Source organism: Streptomyces sp. P5F9 (assembly GCF_057961495.1).
The window spans coordinates 1-13,916 of the sequence record NZ_JBXVPZ010000037.1 but is presented as its reverse complement, the minus strand read 5'-3'; the positions used below and the strand labels follow the sequence as shown (position 1 = coordinate 13,916).

Annotated in this window: 11 protein-coding genes and 1 pseudogene; 2 read left to right on the top strand and 10 right to left on the bottom strand. The window is 68.9% G+C overall.

From position 1 onward, the window contains the following. Nucleotides 1–20: 20 nt before the first annotated feature. From AC31A1_RS09580 to AC31A1_RS09565, 4 genes are all read right to left on the bottom strand, one after another. The gene (locus tag AC31A1_RS09580) at nt 21–1,028 is read right to left on the bottom strand and encodes a zinc-dependent alcohol dehydrogenase family protein (RefSeq protein WP_489652837.1); all 1,008 of its coding nucleotides are present in this window, start codon (nt 1,026–1,028) and stop codon (nt 21–23) included. Continuing rightward, on the bottom strand, nt 1,025–1,906 hold the full coding sequence (locus AC31A1_RS09575; protein ID WP_489652836.1) for a carbohydrate ABC transporter permease: 882 nt from the start codon (nt 1,904–1,906) through the stop codon (nt 1,025–1,027). The genes AC31A1_RS09580 and AC31A1_RS09575 overlap by 4 nt, the downstream gene beginning before the upstream one ends. Beyond that, nucleotides 1,903–2,862, bottom strand: coding sequence for a carbohydrate ABC transporter permease (locus AC31A1_RS09570; protein ID WP_489652835.1), 960 nt, complete (start codon nt 2,860–2,862; stop codon nt 1,903–1,905). Before AC31A1_RS09570 ends, AC31A1_RS09575 begins: the two co-directional genes overlap by 4 nt. A 78-nt stretch (nt 2,863–2,940) precedes the next feature. Further along, nucleotides 2,941–4,293: an ABC transporter substrate-binding protein gene (locus AC31A1_RS09565; protein ID WP_489652834.1), complete on the bottom strand. Its 1,353-nt coding sequence runs from the start codon at nt 4,291–4,293 to the stop codon at nt 2,941–2,943. 261 nt (nt 4,294–4,554) lie between these two features. Between AC31A1_RS09565 and AC31A1_RS09560 the strand changes: the two genes are divergently transcribed. Beyond that, on the top strand, nt 4,555–5,541 hold the full coding sequence (locus AC31A1_RS09560) for a carbohydrate kinase family protein (RefSeq protein ID WP_489652833.1): 987 nt from the start codon (nt 4,555–4,557) through the stop codon (nt 5,539–5,541). A gap of 10 nt (nt 5,542–5,551) precedes the next feature. On the opposite strand, the gene AC31A1_RS09555 is transcribed toward AC31A1_RS09560, so the two are convergent. Together AC31A1_RS09555 and AC31A1_RS09550 are read right to left on the bottom strand one after the other, a co-directional pair. After that, on the bottom strand, nt 5,552–7,066 hold the full coding sequence (locus tag AC31A1_RS09555) for an FGGY-family carbohydrate kinase (protein WP_489652832.1): 1,515 nt from the start codon (nt 7,064–7,066) through the stop codon (nt 5,552–5,554). A gap of 370 nt (nt 7,067–7,436) precedes the next feature. Beyond that, a pseudogene (locus tag AC31A1_RS09550) lies at nt 7,437–8,637 on the bottom strand (IS110 family RNA-guided transposase). Nucleotides 8,638–8,981: 344 nt separating this feature from the next. Here AC31A1_RS09550 and AC31A1_RS09545 point away from each other — a divergent pair. After that, nucleotides 8,982–10,016, top strand: coding sequence for an IS110 family RNA-guided transposase (locus AC31A1_RS09545; RefSeq protein WP_489652831.1), 1,035 nt, complete (start codon nt 8,982–8,984; stop codon nt 10,014–10,016). A 246-nt stretch (nt 10,017–10,262) separates the two neighbouring features. Here the strand turns inward: AC31A1_RS09545 and AC31A1_RS09540 are convergent, their stop codons facing one another. From AC31A1_RS09540 to AC31A1_RS09525, 4 genes are all read right to left on the bottom strand, one after another. Beyond that, nucleotides 10,263–11,381 (bottom strand): IS4 family transposase, encoded by a 1,119-nt coding sequence (locus tag AC31A1_RS09540; RefSeq protein WP_489652830.1) that lies wholly within the window; start codon nt 11,379–11,381, stop codon nt 10,263–10,265. Nucleotides 11,382–11,896: 515 nt separating this feature from the next. Further along, the gene (locus AC31A1_RS09535) at nt 11,897–12,169 is read right to left on the bottom strand and encodes a CoA-transferase (RefSeq protein WP_489652829.1); all 273 of its coding nucleotides are present in this window, start codon (nt 12,167–12,169) and stop codon (nt 11,897–11,899) included. A 96-nt stretch (nt 12,170–12,265) separates the two neighbouring features. Further along, nucleotides 12,266–12,892, bottom strand: coding sequence for a carboxymuconolactone decarboxylase family protein (locus tag AC31A1_RS09530; RefSeq protein WP_489652828.1), 627 nt, complete (start codon nt 12,890–12,892; stop codon nt 12,266–12,268). Nucleotides 12,893–12,971: 79 nt separating this feature from the next. Beyond that, a partial coding sequence (locus tag AC31A1_RS09525) for a hypothetical protein (RefSeq protein ID WP_489652827.1) occupies nt 12,972–13,916 on the bottom strand: 945 nt, incomplete at its 5' end.

The window sequence follows — 13,916 nt, the reverse complement described above, 5'->3', positions numbered from 1 at the left end:
ATTCCGTTCGGTTCGGGCGTTCACGCGGTGGCGAGGCCGGGCTGGATCTGGATCTTGCGGCCGATGCCCGCCTGGAAGCGGGCGATCGCGTCCGGGAACACCGCCAGCGGGAGGCGGTCACTGATGAAGACGCGGGGGTCGATGACACCGGTGGCGAAGAGGTCCGCGGCGCGTTCGAAGCTGTGCAGGACGGCCATGGAGCCGGTGATCGTGATCTCCTGGTTGTAGATCCTGTACGGCTCGATGGTGGCCCGGGTGGCGTAGTCGGCGACCCCGAACTGCAGGTACGTACCGCCTTTGCCCACCCGGCCGAGGGCGTCCTGGATGGCTTTCGCGTTGCCGGTGGCGTCGACGACCAGGTCCCAGCCATAGTTGGGCCGGTCGAGCTCGTCGGTGGACGCGGCACCGGCGGAGCAGCCCAACTGCCGTGCCGTGGCCAGCCGTTCGGTGTTGAGGTCGACGACGTCGACGCTCGCGGCGCCGGTGGCCTTGGCGAGCTGGAGCATCATCAGGCCCATGGTTCCGGCGCCGTAGACGAGCACGCGGGAGGCGAGGCGGCTGCGCAGGACGTCGTAGCCGCGCACCGCGCAGGACAGCGGCTCGATCAGGGCCGCGTCCTGGACGTCCACGTGGTCGGGCAGTCGTACGCAGTTGGCGGCGGGCGCCACGGCGTACTCGGCGGCGGCGCCCGGGTGGGTGACGCCGATGGCCGCCCAGCGTTCGCAGAGGTTGTTGTGGCCGAGGCGGCAGTAGTGGCACTCGAAGCAGTACAGCGAAGGGTCCACGGCGACCTGGTCGCCGAGCGCGAGTTCGGTGACCTCGCTGCCGAGGCCCACGACCTCCCCGGCGAACTCGTGGCCGGGGATGATGGGCAGCTTTGGGGCGAACTCCCCTTGAAGGATGTGCAGGTCGGTGCCGCACAGTCCGGTGGCCGCGACCTCCACGACGACCTCGCGCGAGCCCGGGGAGGGGTCGTCGACAGTAGAGAGTTCGATGTTGCCAGGCCTCGTGATCACGGCCGCTTTCACTTGACGGCTCCCAGGGACAGGCCGCGGACGAGCTTGTCCTGGGCGGCGAAACCGGCGATGAGGACCGGCAGCGAGACCAGGGTGGCCGCCGCACAGAGCCGGGCCAGGAACAGGCCCTCGTTGGTGATGAAGCCGACCAGGAACACCGGCGCGGTCGACGCCTGGGTCGCGGTGAGGTTCACGGCGAACATGAACTCGTTCCAGCTGAAGATGAAGCAGATCAGGCTGGTGGCGGCGAGTCCGGGCATGGCGACCGGCGCGACGACCCGCCACAGCACGGTGAGCAGGCCCGCGCCGTCGACCTCGGCCGCCTCCAGGATCTCCTTGGGGACCTCGGCGAGGAAGGAGCGCATCATCCACACCGCGATCGGCAGGTTCATCGCGGTGTAGAGGATGACCAGCGTCCACACGTTGTCCAGCATCCCGGCGTCCTTGACGATCAGGTACACCGGCAGCAGGGCCGCGATGGCCGGGAGGAACTTGGTGGACAGGAAGAAGAACATCACGTCGGTCCACTTCTCGACCGGCTTGATGGACAGCGCGTAGGCCGCCGGCACCGCCAGGGCGAGGACCAGGATCGTCGAAATGATGCTGGCCATGGCCGAGTTGAGGAGGAAGGGGGTGATGTCCCGGCTGAACAGCAGCTTGTACTGGTCGAGGGTGAGCGGTGCGAAGGGGGTCGGCGGGTTGGTCGCCGCGTCCGCCTCCTGGTGGAAGGAGGTGAGCACCATCCACGCCACGGGCGCGAAGAACGCGAGCGTGGCGAGCCAGGCGACGAAGGTCCACAGGGGAGACAGGCGGGGTGAGTTGGGGTCGTCCTTGCCACGGATGAGCTTTTTGAACCTGCCCCCTCGGGGGGCGAGGGCTGCGTGGGTCATCGGGATATCTCCTCGCGGAACAGCGACGCGATGGTGCGCAGGGCGAAGGTCGCGATCACGAACGAGCCGAGCACGACGACCACGCCGGCGGCGGCCGCCTGGCCGTACTCGTACTTGCGGAACATGGTCAGGTAGATCTCGTAGGGCAGGTTGGTGGTCTGTGAGCCGGGGCCGCCCTGGGTGATGGTGTAGACCGCGTCGAAGGTCTGCACGACGTAGATCGTGCCGAGCAGGGTGCCCAGTTCGATGTACTGGCGCAGGTGCGGCAGCGTGATGTGACGGAAGGTCTGGAACGCGGAGGCGCCGTCCATGCGGGCCGCCTCCAGGACGTCACCGGGCTGCGCCTGCAGGCCGGCTAGGAGGATCAGCATCATGAACGGCGTCCACTGCCAGACCAGCGAGACCACCACGGCCGGCATGGGGTAGGAGGAGATCCAGTCGACCGTGGGCCCGTTGGAGGCTCCGAAGAGCCGGTACACGGCGTTGAGGGTGCCGTTGAGCAGGCCGTAGTCGGGGTTGTAGATGGCGTGCTTCCACAGCAGCGCCGCCGCGACCGGCATGACCAGGAACGGGGAGATGAGCAGGGTGCGGGCCAGGCCGCGGCCGAGGAACCTGCGGTCGAGCAGCATCGCCAGGCCCAGGCCGAAGACCACGCTGATGAGCACCACCGACGCGGTGAGGACCACGGTGTTGAGCACCGCCGTGCGCAGCCGCTCGTCGGTGAAGACGAACTTGAAGTTGGACAGGCCGACGAAGTGCCGGTCGCCCGGCTTGAGGATGTTCCACTGGAAGGTGGAGATGATGAGCGTGGCCACGAAGGGCAGCTGCGTGACGACGATCGTGAAGATCAGCGCCGGCAGCAGGGGGGCGCGCCGCCTCCACTTGCTGAATCCCGAGGACTTCCGGGCGCGGACGGGCGGTGATGCTGTCTTGGAGGGTGCGGTGAGCGTGGTCATGAAAGTTCCTCCGCCAGTGACGGCCGGGGTAGGGGAAGTGACGCCCGGCCGGCGGGAGCGGCGGCCGGGCGGTGAAGGTCACTTCTGGTAGGTCTTGGCGACGTCCTCGGCGAGCTTCTGGCCGTCGTTCAGTGCCTTGTCCACGCTGGTCTTGCCGGCGATGGCGGCGGAGATCTCCTGGGTGACCTTGGTGCCCAGGTCCTGGAACTCGGGGATGGCCACGTACTGGATGCCCACGGTCGGCCGGGGCTGGACGCCCGGGTTGGCCGGGTCGGCCGCCTCGATCGACTTCAGGGTGATGTCACCGAACGAACCGGCGGCCTTCTGGTACTGCGGGATGGCGTACGTGCTGGTCCGCTTGCCGGCCGGGACGCGCGCCCAGCCGAGCTTCTCGCCGACCAGGTTCTCGTACTTCTTGCTGGAGGCCCACAGCATGAACTTCGAGGCGGCGTCGGCGTGCTTCGTGGTCTTGGGCATGGCCCACGCCCAGGCCCACAGCCAGCCGCTGCTCTTGGTCTCGACGGTCGGCGCGTAGGCGTAGCCGACGTGACCGGCGATCTTGCTGGAGCTCGGGTCCTCCAGCGAACCGGCCGCGCTGGTCGCGTCGTACCACATCGCGACCTTCTTCTGGCTCAGGGCGTTCAGGCACTCGGTGAAGCCGGACTGCGCCGCTCCCGCCTCGCCGTGCTGCTTGACCAGGTTGACGTAGAAGTTGGTGGCCTTCTTGAACGCCGGGCTGTTGACCTGGGCCTTCCAGTCCTTGGTGAACCAGGTGCCGCCGAAGGTGTTGACCACGGAGGTCAGCGGCGCACCGAGCTCGCCCCAACCGGCCAGACCTCGCAGGCAGATGCCCCGCATTCCCGGCTCGGCGCCGTCGACCTTGGCCGCGATGTCGGCGACCTGCTGCCAGGTCGGGTGCAGGGGCACAGTGATGCCCTTCGCCTTCATGACGTCCTTGTTGTACATGAGCATCGAGGACTCGCCGTAGAACGGCAGGGCGTAGAGCTTGCCGTCGGAGCCCGACAGCGACTGCACCATCGGCTTGAGCAGGTCGGCCTTGTCGAAGCTGGTGTCCTTGTCGGCGTAGGAGCCGAGCTCGTGCAGCCACCCGTTCTTCGTCCAGATCGGCACCTCGTAGGCGCCGATGGTGGCGACGTCGTACTGGCCGGCCTGGGTGGCGATGTCCTGGGTGACCTTGTCGCGGAGCTCGTTCTCGGGCAGGACCGTGAAGTTCACCTTGATGCCGGTGTCCTTGGTGAACGTGCTCTTGGTCAGCTTCTGGATGTCCTCCATCTGCGGGTTGCCGACCATCAGCACGTTGATGCTCTTGCCACTACCCGAGGACCCGCCGGCTCCGGCTCCGGAACAGGCGGTGGCGAGCAGGGCGGTAGCGGCGGCGCCGGCTATGAGGGCGTATCTGGTCGATGCCATGTGACGGGGGGCCTCTCGTACGGGTTCGCCGGGACCTCGACTGAGGCGCGGCGGGTCGAGCAGGGGTGTGGATGCGTCCTTGGGGAGTCGGGCGCGTTTCGATGGCCGAATTATTAGCAGGAGACTGCGCCTTTGTTAACACATCTTGCGAGAAAATCTGCTCAGACTTATCGTCAAGCGGTCTTTGAGGAGCTACCGAAGTCCACCGAACAGCCCAGCCCGAGCTCTCGACCTTGCCGCCGCCGTCCCCGAGGAACCCACATGAACGCCGGACCGGAACCCGCAGACCAGCCTGCCGTCGTCGTCGCCGGAGACGCGCTGGTGGATCTCGCCCCCGCCCGCACGGCCGATGGTGCTGCGGCCTTCCAGCCGTGCCCGGGCGGCTCCTGTCTCAACGTCGCCGCCGGTCTCGGCCGCCTCGGAGTCCCCACGGCGCTGCTCGCGCGCATCTCCGACGACCACTTTGGCGATCTCCTGCGCGCGCACCTCGCGGCATCCGGCACCCGGCTCACGCATGTGCTGCCCGCGTCCGACCCCACCACTCTCGCCGCCGTGCATCTGCGCGAGGACGGGTCGGCCGCCTACTCCTTCCACGCGAACGGCACCGCCGACCGCGGCCTGCGCCCTGAACGCCTCGCGGCCCTCCCGGACGGCGGCGCGCTGCCCACGGGGACGGCTCTGCACCTCGGGTCGCTGGGTCTGCTGCTCGAACCCCTGGCTTCCACGCTCGACGGACTGATCCGCCGGGAGGCGGGCAGACGGCTGGTGTCCCTCGACCCGAACGTGCGGCCGGGCCTGGTCACCGACCGCGCCGCCTACCTCCGGCGATTCGCCGAGTGGGTGGCGCTCGCCGACGTGGTGAAAGCGAGCGACGAGGACGTGGCCTGGCTCCACCCCGGTGAGTCGTACGAGGCGGTGGCCGAACGCTGGCTCGCGTCCGGTGCGGGACTCGTCCTGATCACATTCGGCTCCCAGGGCGCCTGGGCCATCGGCCGCGACGCCCGCGTCCATGTGCCGGCCCCGGCGGTCCGGGTCGTCGACACGGTGGGAGCGGGCGATGCCTTCACCTCCGGAGTGCTCGCCCATCTGCACCACACCGGCCGACTCGACCGCACAGGCGTTGACGCTCTGGGTGCCGGGGAGCTCGCCCGGCTGCTGTCGTACGCCGTGGAGATCGCGGCCGACACCTGCACCCGCGCGGGCGCCCAGCCGCCGTACCGTCGCAACGGCGTGCCGGTCTCGTCATAGGCCCCCGTTCTCACTCCGCGGTCTTGGGCGCGTCCAGGCGGGTCCAGACCGGTCCGAGGGCCTCCAGTGCCTCCCGGTACACCGCATACGCCTCGTCGAGTACGGCGACCCGGTCGGGGCGGGGTTCGTGGCGCCTGAGTACGGCGGGGGTGGCGCGCGGGTCCGTCACGTCGTCGAGCAATCCGGCGGCGGTGGCGGCGAGCAGGGCCGCTCCCCGGGCGGCGCTCTCCTGCACGTCGGTCACCACGACCGGCCGCCGCAGCGCGTCGGCGAACATCTGGCTCCACACCTCGCTGTGCGCGGCGCCGCCGGTCAGCCGGGCGGCACCGTTGATCGGCAGTTTCGAGGAGAGCGCGTCGACGTGCCAGCGGTGATTGAGCACGACGCCTTCCATCAGAGCCCGCAGCAGATGTCCGCGGCTGTGCCAACCGCGCAGACCGAGGAACGTCCCGGAGGTGGGATACGGGTGCGGGGAGCCGTAGACGAAGGGGTGGAACAACACCTCGGACGGACCGTCCAGGTGCGCCTCGACCTCGCGACCGATCGCCTCGTGCACCCCGCCCCGCTGCTCGGCCGGTGCGCCTGTGACCCGCAGGAACCACTCCAGGTTCGCCACCGACGCCGGTGAGGTGGACATCGTCATCCACCGTCCCGGGCGGACGAAGTGCCGGACCTGCCAGCGCGGATCGACGACGGGGCGCTCGCTCACCACCTGGTTGATGCTGAACGACCCGGCGATCAGGCACAGTTCGCCCGGTGCAGTGCCGCCGATCCCGAGCACGGCGGCGTCGACGTCGTGGGCACCCGTGACAACCGGAGTGCCGGCAATGAGCCCTGTCAGCTCCGCGGCCTCGCGGGTCACGGTCCCGCTCACCGCATCGCAGGCCAGGACGGGCGGCAGCAGGCCGGCGAGCGCGCCGAGACCGTACAGATCGAGCAGCTCCGGCGAGTATCCGCCGCGCCGCATGTCCGTGAAGGAGGCACTGGCGTCCGTGGGATCCGTGGCCGCCACGCCCGTCAGCCCGAGGCGCAGCCAGTCCTTGCAGGACAGCAGCCAACGAGCCCGCTGAAGCACCTCGGGTTCGTGGCGGGCGAGCCAGGCCAGCAGGGCGGCCGGGGAACCGGCGAAGGGCACCGTGCCCGACAACTCCAGGGCGCGGGACCAGACCGGAGTACCCCGCCACTCCTCCAGCACGGGTTCGGCGCGCGTGTCCATCGCCACGATCGCGGCCCGCACGGGTCGGCCATGCTCGTCGACGGCGTACAGGCCGTCGCCGTGCCCGGCCAGCCCGATCGCGGCGACGGCCCGCGCCGCGTCCGGACCGGCCTCGGCGAGACAGGCCGCGATGGCCTGGTGGGCCGTCCGCCACACGTCGTCCATCTCCCGCTCGACACAGTACGGGCGAGGAGTGGACAGCGCCAGCGTGCCGGTGCCATGCGCCACCGGTCGGCCGGTGGCGTCGTACAGAACGGCCTTGGTCACGGTGTGTCCCGCGTCGACACCGAGCACCAGTTCACGCGCCACCGCTCACACCCACCTCAAGTCGCGGGCAGGGATGAGGCGAGCACCGATGAACAGAACGCGCAATGCGGTCTCCTCGCGTGTCAAGGCCCCCCATGGGGTCGATCGTCTCACGGAGCAGATCGGCGGCTCATTCGACACCTGTACGGGACGCCCGCCCGCGACCGCTCGGCCCGCACCGCTGCGACGTACCCGCCTAGGAGTACCAGGGCGACCACGGCAACCCTGACCCGCACTGAGACCGCACGCTCCGGGGCGGCGGGAAGGTCGTCGAGAAAGTCGGCGGTAGGTAGATGGAACAGGGTGCCGGTGACCGCTGTGGAGAAGTCGAGCAGCCGGTCGTGGCTGCCTGGGGGGTGTCTCTGTGACTCGGTCAAGGGGTGATCGGGGTTGGTGGTTGGTAGAAGGTGCCGTCGCGGAGCATCGCGAAGAGGACGTCGGCTCGGCGGTGGGCGAGGCAGAGGATGGCCTGGGTGTGGTGCTTTCCCTGGGCGATCTTCTTGTCGTAGTAGGTGCGGGAGGCCGGGGCGGTCAGCGCGGTGAACGCTGAGAGGAAGAAGGCTCCTTTGAGCTGTTTGTTTCCTCTGCGCGAAGGCTGTTCGCCACGGATGGACGACCCGGAACGTCGAGTCGTCGGGGCGAGGTCGGCATAGGTGGCGAGATGGGCGGCGGACGGAAACGAGGTGCTGTCGCCAACGTCGATGAGGGTGCGGGCGCCGGTCCTGATGCTGATGCCGGGCATGGACATCAGGACCTTGGAAAGGGTGGGCCTCCAGCAGTTCCTCGATCCGGTGGGCCAGCAGTTTGCGCTGGTCGAGCACTGCCTGGAGTGAGGAGGCGAGGCTGGGGACGATCAGTGCGGCCGCGTCCGTGCCCGGAACAACGACGGTCTGCTCGTCGAGCGCGGTGAAGACTTCGTCGATCAGCCGCTCGGCCATGCGGGGCGCCTTGGGGCGGATCAGCGCGATGAGCCGTCGGCGTCCGGCCTTGCGGATCTGGGCCGGCGAGCCGAACTGGTCCAGCATTCTGAGCACGGCCGGGTGCTGTATGCGCGGGCCCAGGACTCGTTCCAGGTGCGGGTGGATCTGGGTGAACAGGCCCCGCAGCCGGTTCGAGAGGCGGGTTGCTTCCGCGGCGAGGTCGTCGTCGAAGCCGACGATCATCGACAGCTCGGCGATGGTCTCGTCGTCGAGGTCGACCGACCGCAGTGTGTGCGGCATCGCCCTGGCCGCGTCGGCGATGATGAACGCGTCTTTTGCGTCGGTCTTGGCCTCGCCGGGGTAGAGATCGGCGATCCGCCGCATGGTCAGGCCGGGCAGGTAGGCGATGTGGCAGCCCAGCTCGCGGGCGATGGTCAGCGGCAGGGCGCCGATGGAGGCGACCTGGTCGAAGATGACGAGGACGGTGCGGTGCCTGGTCTGCAGCTTGGCGAAGACCTCGCGGAGTTTGGGTTCGCTGTTGGGCAGCCGTTTGTCGAAGGTCTTCTTCCCGGCCGGGGTGAGTGCGGTGGCGTGGTGTTCGCCCTTGCCGACGTCCAGTCCGAGGTAGACGTCGATGTCGCTGGTGTCGATCACAACGTGGTTCCTTCGGTGCTGTTCACCCGGCCTGCCACGGCACTGATCGCCACATCCACATTGCGGAGAGCCTCCCGGCCTGTGGAAAGGCCGGTGGTCATGCCCCTGACTTGTTGAATCGATCCCAGACGCCCGGTCTGCAGCCGTAGCGTCCAGGGTGCCGGTCGGCACTGGCTCGCATAGCTCCTTGCCGCTCTGCGGGGCTGGCTCATGATTAGCGTGCCGCGGCCGACCGGCACCCGCGCGGTGTGGCTCGACAGAGGCATGAACGTGTGAGACCGCAACTTCAAGTCAGGGTGCCCACCGCACACTTCTGCCCCTTCGAGCACTTGGCCAGGACGCGCGTGATCACCATCGGGATCGACCCCCACAAGTCCTCTCACACCGCTGTCGCGATCGATGCCGCAGGCCACAAGATCGGCCAGCGGAAGTTCGTCGTCAACGCCGGAACCTTCAGCCAGCTCGTCCGGTGGTGCGAGCAGTGGCCCGAGCGCCGCTTCGCGATCGAGGGCGCCGGCGGCCTTGGGCGGACGCTCGCCCAGCAACTGTCCGCCGCTGGCGAAGACGTGGTCGACGTGCCCTCCACGCTGTCGGCCCGGGCCCGGCTGCTGGCCACCGGTGGGGACCGCAAGACCGACCCCGCCGACGCACTCCACGTCGCCCAAGTCGCACTGTTCCGCGCCGACTTGCGCAAGGTCACCGCAGAGGACCAGTCCACGATCCTGCGGCTGCTGACCGAGCGGCACGATGACCTGGTCAATGAGCGCACTCGTCTCATCAACCGGCTTCATGCACTGTTGCGTGATCTGCTGCCCGGAGGCGCTCCGACCAGGCTTTCGGCGGACAGGGCCGCCGCCCTGATGAAGGGCATCCGGCCAAACACTGCGACCGACAACTGCCGACGCGACCTCGCCCGCGATCTGCTGGCGGACCTCCGCCGGCTCGACCGGCAGGTCAGGGACAACGAAGCGCAGATGCGCGAAGCCCTCGCGGCTTCCCACACGACGCTGACCGCGCTGCCGGGCCTCGGGACTGTGCTGGCCGCCAGGGTCCTTGGCCACATCGGCGACATCAGCCGATTCCCCACGGAACACCATTTCGCCAGCTACACGGGAAGCGCGCCCCTGGATGCGTCCAGCGGACGGCATGTCCGCCACCGTCTCAACACCGGCGGCAACCGGGCCCTGAACTCGGCACTGCACATCATCGCCGTCTGCCAGATCCGGGACGGCGGACGCGGCCAGGAGTACTACCTCCGCAAGATCGCCGAAGGGAAGACACCCGCCGAGGCCCGTCGGGCCTTGAAGCGGCGCCTGTCGAACGTGGTCTATCGGATCATGAAGCGCGATCAACGAGCCCAACTCGCAGCAGTCGCTTGACACACAGAGGCGCTAATCAGCGGTCTGTCAGTGCCTTCGGAGCTGGTGACACCACCCCCCGGGCCATGCACTCCAATGCCGTTGCTTTAGCGGTCGTGCCACCGGTTGTTCAAGGTCACGGCGACCGGTGGACGTCGGCTGTTGGAGGGTTCGCCTGGGGCTTTGCTGGTGCAGCCGGTGACGCAGGAACGGATCTTGCGAGGGCAGTCACGGGATCTTCGACGGGGCAGCAGACTGCGACCGATTTCAGAGAGTCCCAGGCGTCGGTCCCGCTTGCGGGCTGAGGGGGGAAAAGCCGCTCGGTGAGATCACCGAGCGGCGGACGACATGCAGAGCCCGGGTGAACGAGGTCCGCTCAGCGATGCTGCGGTGCAGGCGGGCGGCCTCCTCCAGCAGCTCTCGGGTGGCGTGGTGCACGATCAAGTGCGCGTAGATCTCCTGCCGTACGCCGTCCGGTGTCTGCGATCTGAGGACCGGCCGGCCGCGTTGGTGGGTCTTGATCTCGTCGAAGACGAGCTCGATCTCCCAACGCCGGGCGTAGAGGACGGCGAGTTCTTCGGCGGGGTACTTCTCGTGGTCGGTCAGGCTGGTGATGAGCCGGACGATGTCGGCCTGCCCGTCGATGCGATACTCGATCACCCGGACCATCGCCGGCGGCGCCTTGACGGTTCCGGCCGCTTTGCTGTGTTTGTTCGCCTCGATCCGGGCGAGGTAGCTGCCGTCGGGCAGGACGTCCTGGACCCGGCGGGCTTTGCGTCGTTCGATGCGCCACAGCAGGTGTGTTCCCTGGTCCCGGAGCCGGTGCCAGCGGGCCAGACCCCACAGTCCCCGGTCGGCCAGCAGCAGCGTGCCCGTCCCGACATGGGTGTCCAGGGCGTCGGAGACGATGCGCTCGGAATCCTTGAACCCGCCGATCACGGCGTCCAGGACGGCGTGAGAGGAACACTCGGCCACCGCGACCACTCTGGCCTGCGGATACCCCATGGGACTGCGCTGGGAACCGGACTTGCCGAAGGCATCGTTGTTGCCCGCGGAGTCGGGCACGGCCAGGAGTATCCCGTCCAGGGCCAGCACCCGCAGCCCCCGGAACAGCTCGCCGTCCGCGCCGAGCGGCCGGGCCACGGACCGGAACAGTTCCCGCATCACCGGCCAGCCGAGCCGCTGCCGGGCCCTGGTCAGCGACGACTTGTTCACCCCGGACCAGGACCGCAACCCCTTGTCGCCGGTCTTCACCAGCTTCAGGACCTCCAGGTAGTCGGCCTGCGGGAACAAGCACATCGCCAGGACGAAATAGACCGTGAACCGGGCGGACAACAGACGCCGACGCTTCTCCGAGCGGCCCGCCTCGCCCACCACCTGGTCCACCAGCTCAGGCGGACACGACCGGGTCAGGACCCCCAACCCCAGTCGCTCCAGCCGCGATATCAACACACCGCTTCAACTGCCCGGACCCCGCAAAAGCAACGGCATTGCCATGCACTCGACAAGGGGAGGCAGTCATGCCAACTTCGAAGGCCGGCAACCCCGTTGCGGGCTACGAAGACGGTAATTGGGGAAACCGCCAACCGGGCGATCTCGCTGCGTAAGGATGCATCGGGTGGTTGAACTGGCGCCGCGGTGAGTAGGGCTTTTTGTCCACTGGAGGAGTGTGGCAGCGTGCTTTCCTCAAGCCAGATCCACCGCCTCGTCGTGTAGTGGTCGGAGTGGCCCAGGCTGAAGGTCCTCATGGCCCGGCGGGACATCCTGGGGCGCCGCAGGAAGGACCTTATCGAGTCCGTCAGCGTGGCAGGAACCAGCACGCGCTCGATGCAAGTAGACGCCGGCCGAAGGCAGTTCGGCGGCGCTGTCCCCGTAAGGCCTGGGCGGGAGCTGGAGAGCGACTACGCCGCCGCGCTGGGTGAGGCTGCCGCCCCTTTACCGGCCTCGTGTTTCACCGTCTGCGAGCCTCGGATCTGTCCGCGCTGCACTGGAAGGGCGACGAGTGGCGCGAATATAGGGCGGGTGAACTCTCTGTTTTCGTCCATGTACGAACCGGTGACCCGGTCGATGCGGTGGGCGGCGAGCAGGACGCCCAGTCCGGTGCCATCGACGCCGCAGTTGTCGGAGACGACCGACATTCCGCTGGAGCTTCGGTCGTAGAGTGCGACAATCACGGGGTTCGCCACTTCGCTGAGGATTCCGCCGACGGCCAAATGAGACACCGTCGCCGATGTCGTGCGCCCCGTCTGCGGCGGTCGCGCAGCTCTTGTTCACGAAGCGGACCCTTTGTCCATGGGCAGTGTCTCGTTGCGCGACGGGTCCCGCGCGGGGACGTCGAACAGGCGGAGTTGGAGGGCGAGCGTCGCGTAGTAGCCGACGAGTGTGGACAGTTCGAAGAGCGCCGACTCGCCGAGCGCAGCGCAGGCGTCCTCGTACCATGCGTCGTCGAGGTGGCGCGGCGGGGCCGCGAGGGTACGGGCCGCCGACCAGGCCGCGTGCTCGAAGGGGTCGGTCAGAAGTGGGTCGGCGCCCTCGCGCAGCGCGCGGATCTCGGTGTCGGTCAGTCCGGCGGCGCTGGCGACGGGCTCGTGGGCGTACCGCTCGAAGGCACTGTCCCAAACGGCGGCGACGACGAGGACGGCCGTCTCGCGCACCCGGGGCGGCAGCGAGGTGCCGTAGCGGATCGCGGCGCCGAGTCCCTGGAGCGCGCTGCCGATCCTGGTGCTGAACAGCATAGCGTTGAAGGGGCCGTTGAGGTGTCCGGCCGCGTCGGTGAGGTCGAACAGCTGGGGGCCGGCGGCACGCGGTCCGCCCGTGATGTCCGCGTACAGGGCGCGCTGTTCGGGGTCGAGCCGGTCGGGGTGGAGCAGCGGGAGGCGGCCTGTGTACGGGGGCATCGGGGCTCCAGGGGCAGGGTGAGGTCGGCGGAGGATGCGCGCGGTGTGTCGGCGCTGTCGTCCGTCGTGGGCCGGGCGCTCAGGGCTGTTCGGTCGCCTTCTGTGCCAGGGCCGTCAGATCGGCGTCGGTGAGCAGCCGTTCCTCGCTGGCCATCACCTCACGGGCCGCCCGCAGCACGGCGTCGACGCGCGCGGGGTCCAGGTCGATGTCCAGGGCGGCCAGCTTGTCGGCCAGTGTGTACGGACCGCTGTCCGGAGTGAACGGTGTCCTGCGTTCGTTGCCGACGAGCGCGGGCTCCAGGCAGTTGTGCAGCAGTGGGTCGATGGCGGTCTCCTGGGTGATCAGGTCCATGCCTCCCCAGGAGAAGGCGTTCGTGCCGGTCACGGGGTGGTTCCAGGCGACGTGGTAGCCGGTCAGAGCCTCGCCCGCGCGGGCCAGGTCCGTCAGCCGCTGTGACCTGATCCCGGTGCGCACCCCGTACAGCGCCTCGAAGGCCATCGCGGTGGCGGCCAGGTCGGCGTTGCCGGGCCCGCCGCAGTAGCCGTTGACGGACAGTTCGACCACGTCGGCGCCGGCCCGTACGGCGGCGACCGCGCAGGCCACGGCGAGTCCGAAGGTGTTGTGCGGGTGCAGGCCCACCCGGACTCCGGGGGCGAGGTCCCTGGTCCGTGCGACCAGGTGGCCGTAGGCCTCCGGGCTCATGGCGCCGGGGCCGTCGAAAAGGGTGAGCTCGGTCGCGCCCGCCCCGACCAGGGCGGCGACCGACTCCTCAAGGACCGCGTCCGTGAGGTAGGAGACCATCAGCAGCGGTACGACCGCGTCCAAGCCCCGGGAGCGTGCGTGCAGGATCAGCGGGACGGCACGGGCCAGGACGTCGGCGCGGCTGCGGGGGGTGTCCGCGTCGCGCCACTCCTCGCCCTGCCAGGACCGCTGGTAGACGGCCGGATTGTAGATCAGGGAGGCCTCGCCGAAGCCCTGCACCCAGATCTGGACGGCGTCGTAACCGGCGTCGGCGGCGCGGTC